This is a genomic window from Oceanicaulis sp. HTCC2633 (genome assembly GCF_000152745.1).
In the GTDB taxonomy this organism is placed as follows: Bacteria; Pseudomonadota; Alphaproteobacteria; order Caulobacterales; family Maricaulaceae; genus Oceanicaulis.
This window is the reverse complement of record NZ_CH672428.1, coordinates 3,051,320-3,070,387: the sequence shown is the minus strand read 5'-3', so window position 1 is coordinate 3,070,387 and position 19,068 is coordinate 3,051,320. Positions and strand designations below refer to the sequence as shown.

At 65.5% G+C, this 19,068-nt stretch carries 21 protein-coding genes; 5 read left to right on the top strand and 16 right to left on the bottom strand.

Annotated features, from left to right (window positions below; all coding sequences use genetic code 11):
• Window positions 1-1,331, bottom strand: a 1,331-nt coding sequence (locus OA2633_RS16635) for a HAMP domain-containing sensor histidine kinase (RefSeq protein ID WP_009803335.1), incomplete at its 3' end; no start/stop codon positions are given.
• A gap of 157 nt (window positions 1,332-1,488) precedes the next feature.
• On the opposite strand from OA2633_RS16635, the gene OA2633_RS14510 reads away from it, so the two are divergent.
• The 3 genes from OA2633_RS14510 to OA2633_RS14500 all read left to right on the top strand — a co-directional run bounded on the left by OA2633_RS14510 (window position 1,489) and on the right by OA2633_RS14500 (window position 3,518).
• Complete coding sequence (locus OA2633_RS14510; RefSeq protein ID WP_040612771.1) at window positions 1,489-2,490, top strand: hypothetical protein; 1,002 nt, start codon at window positions 1,489-1,491, stop codon at window positions 2,488-2,490.
• Between the two features lie 155 nt (window positions 2,491-2,645).
• Window positions 2,646-3,047 (top strand): hypothetical protein, encoded by a 402-nt coding sequence (locus OA2633_RS14505; protein ID WP_009803333.1) that lies wholly within the window; start codon window positions 2,646-2,648, stop codon window positions 3,045-3,047.
• A 51-nt stretch (window positions 3,048-3,098) separates the two neighbouring features.
• Window positions 3,099-3,518, top strand: coding sequence for a SufE family protein (locus OA2633_RS14500; protein WP_009803332.1), 420 nt, complete (start codon window positions 3,099-3,101; stop codon window positions 3,516-3,518).
• Here OA2633_RS14500 and OA2633_RS14495 read toward each other — a convergent pair.
• The 15 genes from OA2633_RS14495 to OA2633_RS14425 form a co-directional block, all read right to left on the bottom strand.
• Window positions 3,515-3,913 carry a VOC family protein gene (locus OA2633_RS14495; protein ID WP_040612769.1) on the bottom strand — a complete coding sequence of 133 codons (399 nt, stop codon included), beginning with the start codon at window positions 3,911-3,913 and terminating at the stop codon, window positions 3,515-3,517. The two genes, OA2633_RS14500 and OA2633_RS14495, sit on opposite strands and share 4 nt — an antisense overlap.
• 38 nt (window positions 3,914-3,951) lie before the next feature.
• On the bottom strand, window positions 3,952-4,668 hold the full coding sequence (locus OA2633_RS15630) for a DUF6456 domain-containing protein (protein WP_009803330.1): 717 nt from the start codon (window positions 4,666-4,668) through the stop codon (window positions 3,952-3,954).
• A gap of 241 nt (window positions 4,669-4,909) precedes the next feature.
• Window positions 4,910-6,634, bottom strand: coding sequence for a Na(+)/H(+) antiporter subunit D (locus OA2633_RS14485; protein WP_009803329.1), 1,725 nt, complete (start codon window positions 6,632-6,634; stop codon window positions 4,910-4,912).
• The gene (locus OA2633_RS14480; protein ID WP_009803328.1) at window positions 6,627-6,944 is read right to left on the bottom strand and encodes a hypothetical protein; all 318 of its coding nucleotides are present in this window, start codon (window positions 6,942-6,944) and stop codon (window positions 6,627-6,629) included. The genes OA2633_RS14485 and OA2633_RS14480 overlap by 8 nt, the downstream gene beginning before the upstream one ends.
• Window positions 6,941-8,410 (bottom strand): proton-conducting transporter membrane subunit, encoded by a 1,470-nt coding sequence (locus tag OA2633_RS14475; RefSeq protein ID WP_009803327.1) that lies wholly within the window; start codon window positions 8,408-8,410, stop codon window positions 6,941-6,943. The genes OA2633_RS14480 and OA2633_RS14475 overlap by 4 nt, the downstream gene beginning before the upstream one ends.
• Entirely contained in the window at window positions 8,407-9,933 is a 1,527-nt protein-coding gene (locus tag OA2633_RS14470) for a monovalent cation/H+ antiporter subunit D family protein (RefSeq protein ID WP_009803326.1), read from the bottom strand. Before OA2633_RS14470 ends, OA2633_RS14475 begins: the two co-directional genes overlap by 4 nt.
• Before the next feature lie 3 nt (window positions 9,934-9,936).
• Window positions 9,937-10,341 carry a cation:proton antiporter subunit C gene (locus OA2633_RS14465; RefSeq protein ID WP_009803325.1) on the bottom strand — a complete coding sequence of 135 codons (405 nt, stop codon included), beginning with the start codon at window positions 10,339-10,341 and terminating at the stop codon, window positions 9,937-9,939.
• A gap of 3 nt (window positions 10,342-10,344) precedes the next feature.
• The gene (locus OA2633_RS14460; protein WP_009803324.1) at window positions 10,345-10,791 is read right to left on the bottom strand and encodes a Na(+)/H(+) antiporter subunit B; all 447 of its coding nucleotides are present in this window, start codon (window positions 10,789-10,791) and stop codon (window positions 10,345-10,347) included.
• A 3-nt stretch (window positions 10,792-10,794) separates the two neighbouring features.
• Window positions 10,795-11,352, bottom strand: a complete 558-nt coding sequence (locus OA2633_RS14455; protein ID WP_009803323.1) for a DUF4040 domain-containing protein — start codon at window positions 11,350-11,352, stop codon at window positions 10,795-10,797.
• Window positions 11,349-11,711, bottom strand: coding sequence for a monovalent cation/H(+) antiporter subunit G (gene mnhG, locus OA2633_RS14450; RefSeq protein ID WP_009803322.1), 363 nt, complete (start codon window positions 11,709-11,711; stop codon window positions 11,349-11,351). Before mnhG ends, OA2633_RS14455 begins: the two co-directional genes overlap by 4 nt.
• The gene (locus tag OA2633_RS14445) at window positions 11,711-12,034 is read right to left on the bottom strand and encodes a monovalent cation/H+ antiporter complex subunit F (RefSeq protein WP_009803321.1); all 324 of its coding nucleotides are present in this window, start codon (window positions 12,032-12,034) and stop codon (window positions 11,711-11,713) included. The genes mnhG and OA2633_RS14445 overlap by 1 nt, the downstream gene beginning before the upstream one ends.
• A gap of 2 nt (window positions 12,035-12,036) precedes the next feature.
• Window positions 12,037-12,558: a Na+/H+ antiporter subunit E gene (locus tag OA2633_RS14440; protein ID WP_009803320.1), complete on the bottom strand. Its 522-nt coding sequence runs from the start codon at window positions 12,556-12,558 to the stop codon at window positions 12,037-12,039.
• A 106-nt stretch (window positions 12,559-12,664) separates the two neighbouring features.
• Window positions 12,665-12,973, bottom strand: coding sequence for a DUF190 domain-containing protein (locus OA2633_RS14435; protein WP_009803319.1), 309 nt, complete (start codon window positions 12,971-12,973; stop codon window positions 12,665-12,667).
• A 3-nt stretch (window positions 12,974-12,976) separates the two neighbouring features.
• Complete coding sequence (locus tag OA2633_RS14430) at window positions 12,977-13,957, bottom strand: sodium-dependent bicarbonate transport family permease (RefSeq protein WP_009803318.1); 981 nt, start codon at window positions 13,955-13,957, stop codon at window positions 12,977-12,979.
• A gap of 62 nt (window positions 13,958-14,019) precedes the next feature.
• Window positions 14,020-15,114, bottom strand: coding sequence for a DUF2336 domain-containing protein (locus OA2633_RS14425; protein WP_156776281.1), 1,095 nt, complete (start codon window positions 15,112-15,114; stop codon window positions 14,020-14,022).
• A 203-nt stretch (window positions 15,115-15,317) separates the two neighbouring features.
• Between OA2633_RS14425 and OA2633_RS14420 the strand changes: the two genes are divergently transcribed.
• Both OA2633_RS14420 and OA2633_RS14415 read left to right on the top strand, forming a co-directional pair.
• Window positions 15,318-16,574, top strand: coding sequence for an MFS transporter (locus tag OA2633_RS14420; protein WP_009803316.1), 1,257 nt, complete (start codon window positions 15,318-15,320; stop codon window positions 16,572-16,574).
• Window positions 16,575-16,691: 117 nt separating this feature from the next.
• Window positions 16,692-18,995, top strand: coding sequence for a S9 family peptidase (locus tag OA2633_RS14415; protein WP_050752886.1), 2,304 nt, complete (start codon window positions 16,692-16,694; stop codon window positions 18,993-18,995).
• Window positions 18,996-19,068: the final 73 nt, after the last annotated feature.

Genomic DNA, 19,068 nt, shown 5'->3' with positions numbered 1-19,068 from the left:
GCCTTGCGGTCGGCCTTCACCGGCAGATCCGCATCGCCCGGCTCGCAATAGAGCGCAATGCCGCGATCCTTGGCGCGCGGGCTGATCATCTTGGCGCAGATCGACACCACGTCGCGGGCGTCGAACTCTTCCGGCGTCAGCTCGTACTTGTCCGCCTCGATCTTGGACATGTCGAGCACGTCCCCGATCAGCTCCAGAAGATGCTCGCCGCTTTCATGGATCAGATCGCCGTATTCGGCGTAGCGCGCAGGCAGCGGGCCGAACAGGCGCTGCTTGATGATGTCGGAGAAGCCGATAATCGCGTTGAGCGGGGTGCGCAGCTCATGGCTGACCGCCGCCAGGAATTCGGACTTGGACTGGCTGGCCGCCAGCGCCGCATCGCGCTCGGCCTCGAGATGAGCGATCGCCTCGGGCGTCGCCGCACCGGCGAGGCTTTCCGCTCTGCGCGGTTCCTCGAGACTCAGCACAAAGCCGGTTTCCGTAGCCTGGGCGTGCGCATCCAGCGCCTGACGCGCGCCGCGGCGGCTGCGTAACGGGAAGCTGAAGGCGCTGTCAGCCAGAGCGCCGTCCGACAGGGCGGAGCGAAGTCCGGCCTCGATTTCGACCCGTCCCGCATCATCAAAGGCCAGCCCCGTGACGTCGAGCCCGTTCATGTCCCGCGGCGCGCCCGGCGCGAAACCGCGCATGCGATGGGAAACCGCCGCGATCCGCCCCTTGCGATCAAGCGTCATCAGAGCGGTCGGCGCATGTTCGAACCCGTGCGCCGCCGGCGCCAGGGCCCGGATTTCGGCGCGGGCGCGATCCAGAGCGCCCAGAAGCTGGACCCGGGCGCAAAAGCCCGACACGGCGAAGAAGATGGCGAGAGCCAGCCCCGTGACCGGGCTGGCGACGAGGCTTGCAGAGCCCGCGCTCAAAGGCGCCCAGGCGCTGGCGATGGCGATCATCAGGAAAGCCAGCGTGTTCATGGTGGCGCTCAGACGCACATCCTTGCGCAAGCCCGCAGCCGAAAGCGCCGCCGGCCCGGTCAGGAAGGCCAGCGCGGCCGGAGACAGGGCCGAGCCCAGCGCCAGAGCCGCGGCGAAGCCGGGCAGCGTCCAGGCCAGGGCCAGCACGAACCGCACGCTGTCGCGGTGAGAGGTGCGATGACCGCCCAGCAGAAGCCCGAGCAGACCCGGCGCGGCGGCCAGACCCAGAACGCCCAGATCGCCTTGCGACAGAGGCGTTTGCGCCTTCACGCCCACAAGCACGACCAGAGCCAGCCAGCCGCCATGAATCAGGCGCGCCGCCTGTTGATCCATGAAGCGTTCGAGGTGGGCGAAGGCAGGGCGCATCGATGCGAATCTCGACTCACAAATGAGAATAGAACCGCACGCTCGTCTGGGCCCGTTAACAATTACTGAATTCGCGTCAAACACCGTCATCCCCCTTGGCGCGGACCGCGCTCTAGGTCATGATCAAATCAGGTTTTTCTCCTTGGATGACGAGATCATGATTTTTGCCGCCATCAGCGTCGCCTTGATGTCCGCCGCAAGCCAGTCCGCCGCCCAGGAGCCGCCTGCCGCGCCGGTGCTCAGCCTGCCGGCGCCCGAGCAGGGCGCATCCCTGCCCGACACGACCGAGCCCGAAGTCCTGCAGAACGCCCAGACCTATGCCGCGTACCGGTCGGATGTGACGCTGGCGGGGGAGCGTGAATTGCTGTCCGGCGCCGATCTCGACGCCACCATGGACGCGCTGTCGCAATATTATGACGGCGACCGCCTTGTGAACGCCCAGATCGCCTATGCGGCGCTCGTGGCCGCGCGCAATCCCGAATTCATCGACGCCGTCCGCGCCGTGGCCGATTACTATGGCACCGAGACCGCCGCCGCCGCCCTCACCCATGATCCCATGTATGTCACCGGCTTCATGGGCGCGGATACGGCGGGCCAGACCGTCGCCGTCGCTATTGACGGCGATGTGACCGACATACGCGAGGTCGGCGCGCGCTATCGCCAGGCCGCCTATGACCTGCAGCACGAACGCTGGGCCCAGCAGCGCGCCCGCGATCGCCAGGAACGCCTCTCTTCGCTGGAGAGCGCCTCCGAGCGCCTGGATGTCCAGTTCCGCGCCCCTGAGACTCCCGCCGCAGCGCCCATGGGCGCCAGCGCCACCCTCTTCGCCCAGCCCGAAGTCGTGGACCTCAACCTGCCCGACCTCAGCGTCGAGGTGGGCCAGAGCCAGCTTCAGCCCGATGAGCGGCGCGTGGGCCGCATGCTGTCGCTCGCCGCGCTCGACGCGATCAAGGACGGGGACATGACCTATATGGACCGCCTGCTGGATGATCCGGCGGTGGAGCGCTGCATGGCCTGGGTGCGGCTGGACCTCGCCCAGTGCGTGGCGGCGGGCCATTTCAAGTATGAGGACAGCTTCTGCATCGCCGAGCACGCCCTCAATGACGTGGCGGACTGCCTGACCGCGACGCGGGCGCCGACAGAAGCTGTCTCAAATTGAGACACTTTAACCGGTAAGGTAATTTCAAATTAAGGGTAAGTGTTCAGCGTTAACACACACTTTACCCTTAATTCCACATCTGCTGGTATTTCCGGGAACAGTTTTCTAGCCTCAGAATTGCTTCAAGACCTGAAGTGAGTTGAAAAGAGGCTGGCATGCTCCGCAACGTGCTACGCGCCATTTTCTGGACCGCCGTGACGGCGGCTTTCGTCCCCGCCGGCTTCAGCGCCGCGCCGGACGGAGCGTTTGCGCGTGAGACGCGTCAGCTGGTTCTGGCCACGGATGCGCTGTCCGCCTCTCAGGACCTGACCCGGCAGGCCGGACATCAGACCCGCAATTTCTGTAACGACCAGGCTGAAGCCTGCGCCGTGGGTCAGCAACTGGCCAGCTTCTCTTCGATTGTGGCTGGCGTCGTCGGCGACCGCGCCCAGCAATGGGCCGCTGATCAGGCCCGGACCGGTTCGCATGATCCGCTCGCCCTGCCCGAGGGCGCGCCCGCACAGTCGCTGGATGCGCTGCTGGCGGATGTGGCCCGCGAGACCGGCGATCTGAACTAGACCCGCCCCCGGGTCTTGCCCCGTCCCGCTCCGCGCTTTACCTCAGCGCGCATGAGTGATCTCAACACCGATATCGACAATCTCGTGGACGAGTTCGACTTCCTGGGCGACTGGGAAGAACGCTATCGCTATCTCATCGAGATGGGCCAGGCCCTGCCCGGCCTCGACGCCAGCGAGCGCAATGACGACACCCGCGTGCAGGGCTGCGTCAGCCAGGTCTGGCTGGTCATGGATGAAGGTCAGGACCGGGCGCTGGTCCTGCGCGGGGATTCCGACGCCCACATCGTCAAGGGGCTCGTGGCGCTGCTGAACCGGCTCTATGACGGTCGCACGCCACAAGAGGCGCTCTCCATTGATCCCAAGGACGTTCTGGGACGGATCGGCCTCGCCGAACATCTCTCCCCGCAACGCTCCAACGGGCTCGCCTCGATGATCAAACGCATCCGGGCGGAAGCGGAAGCGCGGGTCTAGGCCGGGTGCGGCAGGCTGAGCTGCCAGGACAGGCCGAACGGGTCGAGCAGCCAGCCATAGCGGGCGCTGAATCCGTAATCGCCGACCGGCATCAGGATCTGCCCCTCCCTTGAAAGCTGTTCAAAGGCCGCATCCAGCGCTTCGGCGCTGTCGCACTCCACATAAAGCGACGTGGACGGCGTGAACTTGAAATCATGGATGGGCGGGCTGTTGTAGATGATCAGCTCATGCCCGGCGAAGCGGGCCGAAGCGAGCTTGATCGCCCCCTCCGGCAAGGCTTCGCCCGCGCCATACCGGTCCTGGACCTCCACCTCGAACGCCGGGAAGACCGAGCGGTAGAGCGCCAGCGCCTCATCCGCATCCCCCTGAAACATCACATGCGTCCTGACCTGCATGGTGTCCTCCCCTGCGCCGGGTGATTGCGGTCGCCCCTTCAACGCCCGAACGGGTTCGCTGTGGCGCGCACCGGCTTCAGCCGATAATGAACCGCCAACCGGTCGAGCGCCAGCCTTAGCGCCTGGGCGCCCGAGCGGGACGGCCAGTTGAGGCGGTGTTCGGCGTCGGTCATGGCGCTTTGACGCAAGAGGATTTCCACCAGCCAGTGATCAAGGCCCGGCCCGACGGCGGCCAGCGCCTCCATCACCCGCTCCTGCGCCTTCATCCGCCGCAAGGGCGCGTCGGCGCGGTCACGCGGGGCCGAGCGCCCGCCCCCGCCCGGAATCCCGCTCCAGTCCTGCGTGACGCGGCTTGCAAGGCTCGACAGCTCATAATCGCGCATCAGGCTGTCGGCCGCGCTGAGATGGGTAGGCTCCAGCAGCGGCGGCTGGCCGTTGCGGGGTTTGGCATAGCGCGCCAGCGGGCCGTCACAGGTGTTCGGGTTGACCATGTGCACGCTGACCCCGCCCGCCGGGTCGGGCGTCAATCGCCGTTCCGTGCTGAGCGCCGGGCGACGCTCTGGCGCGTCAGACACCACCTGCTGGCGTCCCTGATCGCTCAGGCCATGGACGCCCTCGCCCGTCTCGACCAGCCAGCCCTCTCTTACCGCCGCTTCAAAGGCGGCGCGCTCAAGCCGGGCCAGCGGTCGGCGACGACGATCCCCGTGGGCGTAGACGCCATATCCCGAACGCCCGCCCGCCAGCGGCGCCAGCACGGCCCCGGGTCGGCGTGTTGATCTCTTCCACCGGAACGCCAAAGGCGTAGGCGGCGGCCTGTTGCGCCAGGCGCGCACGCGCCTGGTCCAGGACAAGCGTATTGGTACGCATCGGGTTATCCCCTCCCTTCTCGATCCACGGACAAAGTATAGGATCGCGATGAAGGCTGAGGATAACATTCCTATTGCGCGCGCGTGAATTCCCTTATTAGGCTATTTGACGCTGAGCGCGTTCAATACCCTAGACGGGGGAAAAGTATGCTACCAGAACCACGCCTGCGAGCATGATCGCCGTCCACAGGGCCATCATGCCGGAAGGAAATTCCTTGGACAGCGCGCCCGCCGGGCTGAACAGGTTGAACAGCCGCAGCCGGACAAAGCTGATGAACGCGCCCAGAACCTTGCCGATGGCGTCAAACAGGAGCTGCCCCATGGCCGCGCCCCAACGCGCGCTGGCGTCGCCAAAGCGGCGATAGAGCCAGTCCGCATCCAGGATGGTGCGATCGGATTTCAGCGGGAACAGCTTGAAGTACAGCGCCAGCCCGAAGACGAGCATGGTCCCCAGCAGCAGCTGGCTCTGCCCGTAAACGCTCGCGAGCTTGTAGGGCTTGTAGTCCATGTCAAACGGCAGGACCCCGTAGAGCGCGGGATAGTTCACCCCGAGGAAGACGCACAGGAAGGCGGCGAGCGCCATTCCCAGATGCATGGTCTGGGGCGCTTCCTTCACGCGGAGGCCGCGGTCCTTGCCGAAGAAGGCGAACCAGACGACTTTCAGCGCGCTGATCTCCATCACGCCGGCAGACGCATAGACCAGCAGCGTATAGGCGAGATCATGATGCTCGTGATGCGCCGCGGACAGGATCAGCGTCTTCGCGACGAACCCTGAGAACAGGGGCGCGCCCATCACCGACAGGGCGCCGATGATGGCGAAGAGCGTGGTGATCGGCATGGACTTGTACAGCCCGCCGAGCTCGGTGGCCTTCACCGTGCCCGTGCGCAGCAGCACCGCGCCCAGCACCATGAACATCAACGCCATGTAGATCACGCCGGCGAAGGCGTTCGCCGCCGCGCCATTGATCCCCAGATGCCCGCCGACGCCAATGGCGACGACCATGAAGCCCAGCTGGTTGATCAGCGCATAGGCCAGGGTCTGGCGCAGATCATTGGAGGTGATGACGTAGAAGACCGGGAAGATCGCCATGACGAGGCCGATGACGATCAGCGCATCCTCGCCCGCAAAGCCCCGCGCCAGCGCATAGATGGCGAGCTTGGTGGTGAAGGCGGACAGGACGACCGAGCCCACGCCCGTCGCCTTGGGATAGGCGTCCGGGATCCACATGTGCAAAAGCGGGAAGCCCGCTTTCAGGCCAATGGCGAGCATGAGGATGATCCCGGCCCAGCTGCCCGTCCCGATGGCGTCGAACGCCCAGGAGCCGGTCTGGCTGGCCCACATGGCCGCCCCGCCCAGCAGCATGACGCCGGAGAGAACCTGGATCGCCAGATAGCGCAGGCCTGCGCGTTGGGCTTCGGGCGTGCCGACCGCAAAGATCAGCGGGGCAGAGGCCAGCGCCGTCAGCTCCCAGAAGAAGAACAGGGTCAGCATGTCGCCCGCGAACACCGCGCCCACCGCGGAGCCGGCATAGATCAGCGCGGCGCCGTCGGTCATGCGGTTGCGCTCATGCAGGGCGTAGACCGCGTTGATGAAGCTGATGAGGATGAAGACCAGAGCCCAGACCCGCGACAGGCCGTCGAGACGGAAGGTCTCCAGCACCACGGGCCCCAGATCGAGCACGCCATAGACGCCGGTTTCACCGGTGGCGAACCAGGCCGCCAGCGCCCCGATCGGGCCCAGCATCATCAGCGCCTTGCGCAGTTCAGAGCGCGGCGACGCCCAGGCCAGAAGGCCCGCGGCGATCAGGAACCAGGCCGGCGAAACGCCGTTCAGAATGGACACGGCGTCAGTCATCCTGGCCCTCCGTCACATCGCCCGCAGCGCGGGAATAGAAATCGCCCGGACGGCTGATCAGCCAGACCAGCCCCCAGCCGAGCAGGATGGCGACCGCCGCGGCCGCCAGCGGCAGCAGCTCATAGGCGCCATAGACTTCGGGGTATTTGGACAGGCCGCCATCAGACAGCACGGTTTCCAGCGCGAAGCCGCCGACCACCAGAACGGCGATCACAATGAGGGCGATCAGGCCCGCGCGCGGGCTGCTCAGCCCGCTGAGCGGACGCGCCAGCGGATGCATGCCGGCTTTGGAGTCACGGGGCGCGGTCATGGCGTCATCTCCGTGGTGAAGACAGGCGACAGGAAGTCGATCAGCGGACCGATGGCGAAGAACAGCGCCACCGTGCCCAGAGCCGTGATCAGCGGTGCGATCCAGGCGAGCGCCGGCGGCTGGCCGGGCCGCATCGGGCTCGGTTCAGGCTTGGGCTTGAAGAAGCCGCGGATCACGATGGGCAGGAGATAGCCGATATTCAGCAGGGTCGAGCCGATCAGCATGACGATCAGCCAGGGCTGCCCGCCGGACGCCGCGCCCTCCATCAGGAAGACTTTCGGCCAGACCCCGCCAAAGGGCGGCACGCCAATGATCGACAGGGCGCCGATCAGGAAGGCGGCGAACGTCACCGGCATGTAATGGCCAAGGCCATTGAGCTGGGAGATCTCGGACTTCTTGGCGCCGGTATAGATGCCGCCCGCCGTCATGAAGAGGGTGATCTTGCCATAGGCATGCATGACGATCTGAAGCGCGGCGCCCAGAAGCGCCAGCGGGCTCGCCACCATGGCGCCCAGCGTGATGTAGCTCAGCTGGGAGACGGTGGAATAGGCGAGCCGGGCCTTGAGATTGTCCTTGGTGAAGGCGAAGACCGAGGCGAGCACGATGGAGCCGCCCGCCACCCAGGCCAGCACATCCGCAGCCGGCAGGGTCTGCATGTAATCTGCGCCGAAGATGTAGACCACGACCTTCAGGATCGAGAACACCCCCGCCTTCACAACCGCCACGGCGTGCAGGAGGGCCGAGACAGGCGTCGGCGCGACCATGGCGTTGGGCAGCCAGGGATGCACCGGCATCAGGGCCGCCTTGCCGATCCCGAAGGCGAACAGCACCAAAAGGACAGACCCCGCAACCGGGCCGACGCCCGACATGACGCCGCCGACCGTGAAGTCGGTGGTGCCGGTCAGCGCGTAGACTGCGAACACGCCCGGCAGGAACAGGCCGATGGAGGTCGCCAGAAGAATGCCCAGATAGATCGAGGCGCCGCGCTTGGCCTTGGCGTCGCCCTTGTGCGCCACCAGCGGATAGGTCGCCAGAGACAGCGCTTCATAGAAGAAGAACAGGGTCAGCAGATTTCCGGACAGCGCGATGCCCATCGCCGCGGCGATGGAGATCGTGAAGCAGAAATAGAAGCGGGTCTGATCCTTCTCATTGTTTCCGCGCATATAGGCGATGGAATACAGCGAGTTGATGATCCACAGACCGCTCGCCACCATGGCGAACATGGCCCCTAAGGGCTCGAGCTTGAATTTCAGCTCCAGCCCCGGCGCCAGGGTGGCCAGCACCAGCTCGGGCCGCCCCGAGGAGGCTTCCACCAGATAGGCCACCACGATCGCCAGCGCGATGGCGGTGATGAGGGTGACGGCTTCGCGAAGATTGGGCTTGGCGCCCAGCGCCAGCACCCCGGCGCCGCCAATGAGCGGCAGGATCAGGGCGAGCGCGAGGGCCAGTTCAGGGGTCCAGCTCACGGCGCGACTCCGGCGTTGAAGGCTGCGGCGGCGGCCGTCTCAGCCATGTTCACGATCGGCTCGGCATAGACGCCGAACACCAGGTTCATCAGGGCGAGGACCAGAAGCGGGCCCAGGATCATGTAGGGCACGCGCTGCACCGAGCGGCTGGCGCCGTCCGGTCGCGGGGCGACCCACAGATTGACCAGCACGCGGTAGCAATAGAACACCGCCAGCACCGAGCTGATCAGGATGGCGACCACCGCGAAGGCCCAGCCTTTCTGGAGCGCCGCCTGAATGAGATAGAATTTCGACACGAAGCCCACCGTGAACGGCACGCCGATCAGCGACAGCGCGCCCAGAGTGAAGGCGGCCGAGGTGACCGGCAGGGCCTGGCCCAGCCCCTTGAAGTTCTCGATCCGGCGCACGCCATAGCTGATCGCGAACGCGCCCAGCGCCATGAACAGGGCGCCCTTCATCATGGCGTGATTGATCAGGTGCAGTACGCCCGCCGCGACACCGGCCTGTGTGCCGATGCCCAGGCCGAGCATCATGTAGCCCACCTGCGCCACCGACGAATACGCCAGGAGGCGACGCACATCGCTCTGGAACAGGGCCTGAGCCGAGGCGATGATCATGCCCGCAATCGCGAGCGGCGTGATCACATAGGTGAAGCTGTTCAGCACAAAGCCGTTCTCGACCGAGAAAACGTCAAAGCTGAAGCGGATGATCCCGTAGAACGCCACCTTGGTGGCCGTGGCGGCCAGGAAGGTGGTCACAAAGCTCGGGGCATAGGCGTAGGCGCCCGGCAGCCACAGATGCAGCGGGAACAGCGCGGCCTTGAGGCCCAGGCCAACCAGGATGAAGGCGAAGCCGATCTCCACAACCCGGTTGCCATGCAGCTCGGACAGGCGCGCGGCGAGGTCGGCCATGTTGAGCGTGCCGGTCGCCATGTAGAGGAAGCCCACGCCGATGACGAAGAAGGTCGCCCCGATCGTGCCCATGACGAGATAGTTGAACGAGCTTGTCAGCGCGCGACGGTCCTGCCCCGCCCCCATGGCGATCAGCGCATAGGTGGGAATGGATGAAATCTCGAGGAAGACGAAGAGGTTGAACGCGTCGCCCGTGGTCGCCACGCCTGCAAGGCCGGCGAAGACCACCAGAAAGGCGGAATAGAAGAGCGAGCGCTTGTCCTTGTCGATCTCGTCCTCGACGCTGGGCAGTGCGAACAGCAGGGCCAGCACGGCGCTGGCGGTCAGCAGCAGCAGCAGGGCGGCGTTGAGTCCGTCCACGCGGAACTCGATGCCCACCGGCGGCTCCCAATTGCCCAGCGCATAGCTGATGCCGGGCGCGTCGCCGCGTGTGGCGAGGAAGAGTTCAATCGCGAACAGGAACGCCGCCACGGAGCCGGCCATCGCCAGCCCCCAAGCCGTCCGGCCGGATTTCAGGGCTGCGGCCGGGGCCGACAGGATGAGCGGGATCGCCACCAGCAAGACCGGGGCATGGGCCGCGAGCGCGGCCGGGAGGAATTGACCAACCGTCACGGCTTAAACGCCCTTTTCCAGTTCCAGGGAATAATCGGCCTCGGCCAGCGTATCGTCTTCGATCGAGCCGTAGGCTTCACGGATGCGGACCACCAGCGCCAACCCGACAGACAGGGTCGCCACGCCGACCACAATGGCGGTCAGGATCAGCACATGGGGCAGCGGGTTGGAGTAGATCGCGTTCGGGTCGAGCTTGTCATACGCCATCTCCTTGTAATCGAAGATGGGCGGCGCGCCGCCGAAGACCTTGCTCATGCTGATATAGAGCAGGAAGACCGAGGTCTGGAAAATAGACAGGCCCACCAGTCGCTTGACGAGATTGCCCGTCGCGATCACCGCATAAAGGCCGACCATCATGAGAATGATGATGACCGCGTAGTTGAACCGTTCTGCAAGCACCTCAACCATGGCCTACCAGTCCTCGTCAGAAATTTCAGGGGTCCGGCCGGCGAAGGCGTAGAAGATCGCGATCATCACGCAGGTCACGGTGGTCAGAACCCCGATCTCCACGGCGATGATGCCGATATGCTGGCCGGTCCCGTGGGAGACATCCGGATGCAGGACGGCGTATTCCAGGAACTTGCCGCCCATCATCAGGGAGACGAAGCCGACGCTGGCGTAGATGAAGCCGCCCAGCGCCATGCCCACGCGCGCCCAATAGGGCGGGAAGACCTTGCGGGCCTCGTCCAGGCCGAAGATCAGCGCGTACAGGATGATGGCCGAGGCCAGCACGACGCCGGCCTGGAAGCCGCCGCCCGGCGAATACTCGCCATGGAAGTGCACGTAGAACCCGTACACGATGATGAGCGGGATCAGGACCTTGGACACGACCCGCAGGATGACGTGAGGGGACATCATGACCTAGTCCTCCTTGCGCTTGGAGCCGCCCAGACCGATCAGCAGGGCGACGCCCAGACCGGCGGCGAAGACCACGAAGACCTCGCCCATGGTGTCAAAGCCCCGATAGCTGGCCAGCACCGCGGTGACGACGTTGGGGATGTGAATCTGTTCGGCGGTCAGGTTGACATACTCCATGCCGACGCCCGTATTGGCGGCGCTGGCGGCGTCGCCGTAGATCGGCATGTCGCCGAGCGCATAGAAAAGCGCCACGCCCGCCGCGATGGTCACCACCGCCGCCGCGGCGTGACGGGTCAGCGAGGTCTTGTCGGCCTCACGCGAGGTCAGCAGCATCGCGCCCAGCAGCAGCACCGTGGAAATGCCCGCGCCCACCGCCGCTTCGGTGAAGCCCACATCGACGGCGTCGAGCGAGACGAACCAGGCGGCGGAAATCAGCGAATAGGCGCCGGTCAGCATCACCACGGCGAAGAGATTGCGCAGGCGGATGACCGCGATGCCGATGCACAGCAGCATCGCCATGAAGATGTAGTCGAAATACTGGGTGATGTCAGACGCGCTCATGCCGCCCCTCCATCGTCAGAACCGGCATGAGGGCGATAGCGGGTCAGAAGCGGCTTCAGGCCCGACTTGTAGGCGGCGTTCGCCACGGCGTGGGTGGCGGTGGGGCTCGTCAGGAAGACGAAGACGCCCAGCAGCGCCAGCTTCACCGTGATCAGGGACAGCCCGCCCTGGATCATCAGGCCGATGACGATCATTTCCGCGCCCAGCGTGTCCGTCACGCCAGCGGCGTGCATGCGCGTGTAGAAATCGGGCAGGCGAATGACGCCGATCGCCCCCGCCAGCACGAACACCGCGCCGGTGATCACAAAGCCCGCCGAGACGATGTCGAGAGCGAGGTCTATCCAGAATCCGTAATCCATCAGTCGTCATCCTCCCCGTCGAGGGCGCGGCGAAGGGCCATTTGCGACAGGGCCACATCCAGCGAGCGATAGCGGAAGAATTTCAGGATCGCGATGGTGGCGATGAAGTTGATCAGCGCATACAGGAGCGCAATGTCGAGGCCGTCGCCCCGGCCCACCATCAGCGAGAACACCGCCAGGAACAGCACCGTCTTGGTGCCGAAGGAGTTCACCGCGAGCACGCGGTCATAGAGCGTCGGGCCGATGAACAGGCGGCTGATCATCAGCACCATGGACACGGCCAGGACAATGGCGATGCCGAAATCGAGAATGGGTGTGATCATGATCAGGCCTCTCCCCGCGGCTTCTCGAGCGCTTTTTTGCCCTCGACCGCCTCGATGGAGCGACGCTCCATGTCGCGGAAGGCGTCCTGGTCGGCGAATTCCTCGGTCAGCGCGTGCACCAGAAAGCCCGTCTCCTCCACCTCGACCGTCACGGTGCCCGGCGTCAGGGTGATGGAGTTGGCGTAGGTGGTGCGCGCCATGTCGGATTTCGCGGTGACCGCGACGCGCGTCATGACCGGCTTGATGTTGAGATCGGGCGCCATGGCGATGCGCACCACGGCGATATTGGCCTTGAAGATCTCGGCGCCCAGCCAGCCCCAGTATTTGAGGTATTGCGGCAAGCGGGCGAAGGGGACGGATTCACCATCCAGAAGCCCCATCCGGGCCGTCGCCACGAGCGCGACGATGACGGCGAACACGCCGAAGCCCACCAGAAGCGGTTTGAACCAATACCCCGACAAGAGCAGCCAGAGCACGGCTAGAACGAGTGCGAGCAAGACGCCGTAGAACAGCCTTGAGGCCACCGATCACCCTCCCTTTGCGCCGCACATATGGCGGCGTTGCTGGGGCGTTCTAGACCACCCCGAACAGCGTTTTCCAGTGAAACCGGACATTAACGCTGGAGTTTCTTCAGAAGCGTTCGCCGCGAACGACCTCGACGTCATGGGCGTAGATGATGCCCGGATAGCGCGCGAAGAAGGGCTCTGCGAGTTCGAACACCTTCTCGGCGGTCTCCGGCTTCATCACCGAGAGCACCACCTTCATTTCGGTGGCGTCCAGCACGTCCTCGCGGGTCCAGTCCCCGCCCAGGCCGCTGCCCTCGCGTCCTTCAAGCACGGTGAAGCCGGTCACGCCGCACTGGCGGAACAGATCGATCAACCGCTTGAGATGGGGCGTCTCGACAATGGCGATGAGTTTCTTGCGAACGGTGCGCGCCATGGGTCAGCCTCCAATGATGGCGCGGGCCACCGCTGTGTACAGCGGGATGCCGATCGCCAGGTTGAACGGGAAGGTAATGGCCAGGGACAGGGTCAGATAGACCGACGGATCCGCCTCCGGCAGGGCGATGCGCATGGCCGCGGGCACCGCGATGTAACTGGCCGAAGCGCCCAGGATCATCAGCGCCGCCGCATCTCCGGCGCCCATGCCGGCGAGCAGGGCCAGGCCGAGCGCCGCCGTGGCGCCGATGGGCGGCATGATCACGCCGAACAGCGCGCCGGGCACGCCAAGCTTGCGCGCGCCCGACAGACGCCGCGCCGCCACAAGGCCCATGTCCAGAAGGAACAGGCACAGGATGCCCTGGAACAGATCGACCACGAAGGGTTCCAGACGGGCCATCCCCGGCTCGCCCGTAATGCAGCCGATCACGAACGCGCCCATCATCAGGACCACGGACCCGTTCAGCGCCACTTCGCGGATCAGCTCGCCGCGGGCGGACGGATCCGGCCCCTTGCTCGAGGCGCCCGCCAGCAGCAGGCCGGTCAGGATGGCCGGGGTCTCCATCAGCGCCAGAACGGCGACCATATGGCCCGAGTAGACAAGGCCCGAAAGCTGCAGGAATTCCGAGCCCGCCACGAAGGTCACGACCGAGATCGAGCCGTAGTGCGCCGCGCTCGCCGCCGCCGTGGTGCGGTCCAGCTTGGTGAAAGCGCGCAGGAGCGCATAGGCGAGCAGCGGCATGGAGAAGCTCAGCAGCACGCCCGAGCCTGCCGCCAGCAGCAGCTCCGCGGTCAGCCCCGCCTTGGAGACTTCCACCCCGCCCTTGAAGCCGATGGCCAGCATCAGATAGAGCGCCAGCCCCTTGGCCACCGCCTGGGGAATGTTGAGATCAGACCGCACCACCCCGGCAAGAACGCCCAGGGCGAAAAACAGAACGGCCGGCGAGGTCAGGTTCGCAAGCGCGAGAGAAAGAACTTCCATCATGGTGCGACAGCTAGACGCACAGACCTGGAGGTTCAAGACTTGTTGCGCGCGCGAAGGCTGTTTCAGCCCGCGCGGGCGGCGCGGGCGATGACCCAGTTCCAGTAGCGCAGCACGGTTTGCGCCTTGTCCACGCTCATGGTGTCAAAGACCAGCACCGCCTGTTCGGCGCGATTGAAGGCGTCCATGCGTCCCGAGCCTTCGATCACGCTGGTCAGGTGCTGACGCGACAATCCGGTGGCCTTGGCGAGAATCGCCAACGGCTCGCCGCCGAAGTCATCAATCATGCGGTTGAGAAGATCGCGCTGCACATTGGCCAGCACCGCGGCCTCCGCGCGCAATTCCTCGGTGAACCCGATTTGCGCGGCGCGCTCCACCAGCCCCTCCAGCGAACCGAAGGGGGTGACGTCGGCCGCTTTGCGGTCGCGCTGGCGACGATCGATATAGGCCAGCGCCTCCCGCACGGCGGCGTCCGGCGTCTCCTCCCGCGCGGCCAGCGGAAAGACGTCCTCGGCGGCGTCCTGCAGGATCTGACGGGAGGCCGCGAAGCGGTCGAGAATCATCCGCCGCAATTCGTGCGAGACCGACCAGAACAGGGCCAGCGCCTGGGCCGGACGCATTTCCGGCCGCGAGATCAGCAGGCGGGCAATGCTCTCATGCTCTGCAGCGACGCGCACGATCACATCCATGGTCGCGCTGGCGAAGCGGACGCCGGGATTGCGCAGCAGGACCGTCATGACTTCAAGATCCGCGCTGGAGCACAGGGCGGCGGCGACGGTCTCGGACACCTGTTCGCGCCGGGCGATCTCCAGCTTGTGCCGGGGCGTGCCGGACTGGGCGATATCCATCATGTCAAAGTCTGACAGGGCTTGGGAATGGCGCAGCAAGGGTTCGGCCACTTCAAACCGGTCATGGGCGAGCCGTCGCAACAGGCCGCGCGGGGCCTCGTGCTGCTGCGCCAGTCGCCGGGCGACCTTGGCGCGCAAGTCCACATCCGCCGCGCGCAGCAATTCATCCAGCACATCGGCCACCATCCACCGCTCCTGCGGGGCGATCTGGCTGGACGGCAGGCAGACAATGTCCGCAAGCCTGCGGGTCAGAAGGTCGCGCGCCTTGGGAGGAGCGGGACGAGGCGGTGCGGGGCTGAGATCTTCGGCCATGGTCGACTTCATTTCCTGCATGAGCCGTCAGAGTGCCCGCAAGGGCGTTAAGGAAGCGTCGAGACGGAAGCCGGTGCGGAAAGAGACGCCCGGCTCAGTGCTTAAGTCCTTATCAAGCTTGTTATGCCCGTATTTGGCTTGCTAGAGTTCAGTGTGTCGATTCACAAACAGGCTTCGACCGACGGCAGGGGACAGGACGGATCGTGGCGCTGAAACGTCTACGCAAATTGCGCCGCATCAGGCGTTTGCCGCCATTCGCCGTCTACATGATCGCGGTGTCGGGCTGGTTCTTCAGCTTCGGCCTGCAGACCACGCTGTTTCCCGGCGTGATCAACTACACGCTGAATGAAAGTCCGGACCGGCTGGGAATCGCCCAGGCCGCCCTCACCGCCCCCATGCTGTTCCTGCTGCCGCTGGCGGGGGTCGTCGCCGAGCGGCTCGACCGCCGCTGGGTGATGGGCGGCTTTCACGCGCTGGCCTGTCTGTGCGCGGCGGTTCTGTCGCTGATGCTGTTCCGGAATCTGCTGAGCTATGGCGCGATGATTATCTACGCCCTGCTGGTCGGCGTGGCGGGCGCCTTCGTGATGCCCGCACGCGACAGCGCGGTGAACGCGGTCACACGGGTCGCCCAACGCCTGGGCCGCCCCGGATTCACCCTGCAACGGGCCGTCATTCTCGCCTCCCTCGTCCAGTTCGCCGCCCAGATCCTGGGCATGGGCGCCGGGGTGCTGGCCGGTCGTCTGGGCCCGGCGCCCCTCTTCGCCGTCCAGGCCACTGGACTGGCGATCGGCGGCGCCGCCGCGCTGCTGATGCCGCGCCTGCCGCGCCAGAACACGGGCGGGGAAAGCCTGTGGACGAGCCTGAGAACCGGCGTGCTGGAAGTGCTGCGCTCTCCCATCCTGGCGCCCATGACCCTGATCATGCTGGCGCTCGGGCTTCTGGTGGTGGGCGGCGGCTTCTTCGTCATCATCCCGGTGCTGGTGCGCGATGTCTATGACGGCGGCTATGGCATGCTCGCCCTCTTGCTGGTGGCGTTCTGGATCGGCGCCTTCATCGCCAATGTGCTGCTGGCGCGCGCCGGAGAGGTCGAGCGGCCGGGCCGCGCGCTGATGCTGGCCCAGATGGCGACGGTCATCACCATGGGCCTGCTGGCCTTCCCCATGCCGCTTTACGCCCTGTTCGGGCTCGTCTTCAGCTGGGGGCTGGGCGGCGGCGTCGCCATCTCGCTCTCGCGCGCCGTGGTGCAGGAAAACGCGCCGCCGCGCATGATCGCGCGGGTGATGAGCGTGTATCAGCTCGGCCTGTTCGGCGGCATGCCCCTGGGCGCCTTCGTCATGGGCCATGTGGTCCATGAGATCGGTCCGCGCCTGTCTTCGCTGATCCCCATGACCGGCTTGCTGCTGGTGCTGATCTTCGTGTCGCTGACGACGCCGATACTGACCTTGCGCCGAAGCGCCTGAGTTTCTTTTTGGTTAGAACCGCCTGAGGCTCTGGACAGCGCTGCAGCCGCGAGAAACACTGCATCCTCAATCTTTCTGGGGAGTCAGACGCAGTGCTGCGTCTGGTGAATATTCATCATGACCTTATCTCGATACGGCTCGAAAGCCGCCTTGCTCGCCGGGGCGGCGCTTATCGCCCTCGCCGCGTGCAGTCAGCCGGCCTCTGACAGCGCCGCCACCACTACGGAACAGACGATGACCGACACCTCCGCCCAGGATCTCATTGCCCGCGCGCAGACCCTTGAGGCGCCCACGCCCGAGCAGCGCCCGGAGGAGATCGAACAGCTGGGACGCACCCGCACCGACGAATTCAGCTGGCTGCGTGACGCCAACTGGCAGGAAGTCATGCGCGATCCGTCCGTGCTGCGCCAGGATATCCGCGAGCATCTCGAGGCGGAAAACGCCTATTACAATGAGGTGATGGAGCCGCTCTCCGGCCTTGAGACCCGCATCTATGAAGAGATCCGCGGCCGCATCAAGGAAGACGATGAATCCCCCGCCTCCCGGGACGGCGACTGGTATTACTCCTCGCGCTATCGCGAAGGCGGCCAGTATCCGGTCTTCGTGCGCCGCGCCACCGGCGAGAACGGCGAGATGGCGGGCGAGGAAGTCATCATCTTTGATGGCGACGCCGAAGCGGAAGGCATCGACTATTTCGGCCTGGGCGCGGTCCAGCACTCTCCCAACCACCGCTATCTGGCCTATGCCGTGGATACGGCGGGCTCTGAATTCTACGCCGTGAAGATCCGCGATCTCGAGACCGGCGAGGATATCGCCACCCTGACCGATGAGGGCTATGGCTCCATCGTCTGGGGCAATGACAGCGAGACCATCTACTGGGTCTGGCGCGACGAGAACAACCGGCCGCGCCGCGTCTATCGCCAGAACATCAACTCCGATGACGCCGAGCTGATCTACGAGGAAACCGACCCCGGTTACTTCCTGGGCGTGGGCAAGACCGATGGCGATCGCTGGATCGTGCTCTCGGCCAACGACCACACCACCAGCGAAATGCGCGTCTTTGACGCCAATGACCCGAACGCCGAGCCGATCCTGGTCGCCGAGCGCGAGCCGGGCGTGGAGTACTCGCTGACCGAAGCGGGCGGCCGCCTGTTCGTGCGCACCAATCTTGATGACGCCGTGGACTTCCAGATCATGGAAGCCCCGCTCGAGGATCCGCGTCGCGAGAACTGGACCCCGCTGATCGAGCACCGTCCGGGCGTTCTGGTGAACGGCCTGATGGGTTTCGAGAACTGGCTGGTCCGCTCCGAACGCGCCAACGCCCTGCCCCGCATCGTCGTGCGCGACCTGCGCTCGGGCGAGGAGCACGAGATCGCCTTTGACGAGGAGGCCTACGCTCTGGGCATGGATGGCGGCTATGAATACGCCACCGACCAGATGCGCTTCTCCTATGAGAGCCCGTCCACCCCGGAACAGACCTATGACTATGACATGGGCACGCGCGAGCGCACCCTGATCAAGGAACAGGAAGTGCCCTCCGGCCATAATGCGGACGACTATGTCGTGCGCCGCATCATGGCGACCGCCCGTGACGGCGCCAGCGTGCCGGTGACGATCCTGTATCACCGCGACACCCCGATCGACGGCACCGCGCCGCTGCTGCTCTATGGCTATGGCTCCTACGGCATCACCATCCCGGCCAGCTTCTCGGTCTCGCGCCTGTCGCTGGTGGATCGCGGCATGGTCTACGCCATCGCCCATATCCGCGGCGGCATGGCCAAGGGCTATCAATGGTATCTGGACGGCAAGCTCGACCACAAGATCAATACCTTCAATGACTTCGTGGATTCCGGCCGCGCCCTGATCGAGGAAGGCTATACCTCCGAAGGCCAGATGGTGGCGATGGGCGGCTCCGCCGGCGGCCTGCTGGTCGGCGCCACCATCAACCAGGCGCCCGAACTGTTCGCCGGGGCCATTGGCGCGGTGCCCTTCGTGGACGTCCTGACCACGATGAGCGACGACACCCTGCCGCTGACCCCGCCGGAATGGCCCGAATGGGGCAACCCGATCACCGATGAGGCGGCGTATGACTATATCGCCTCCTACAGCCCCTATGATCAGGTGAGCGCGCAGGATTACCCGCACGTTCTGGCCACCGCCGGTCTGACCGACCCGCGCGTAACCTATTGGGAGCCGGCGAAATGGGCCGCGCGTCTGCGCACCCGCCGCACCGATGACGGGCTGACGCTTCTGCGCACCAATATGGGCGCAGGCCATGGCGGCGCGTCGGGCCGGTTCGACGCCCTGCGTGAAACCGCCGAGGAATACGCCTTCGCCCTGATGACCGTGGGTCTGGCCGATGAAGAAGCGGCTGAGACCGCCTCTGAAAGCTCTGAGAGCCATGAGGGCGGCGAGCACTAGGCTCGGCCCCATCGACGACAGGAAACGGCGCGGGAGCCTCTCCCGCGCCGTTTTTTTTATCAGGGCTGTGAGG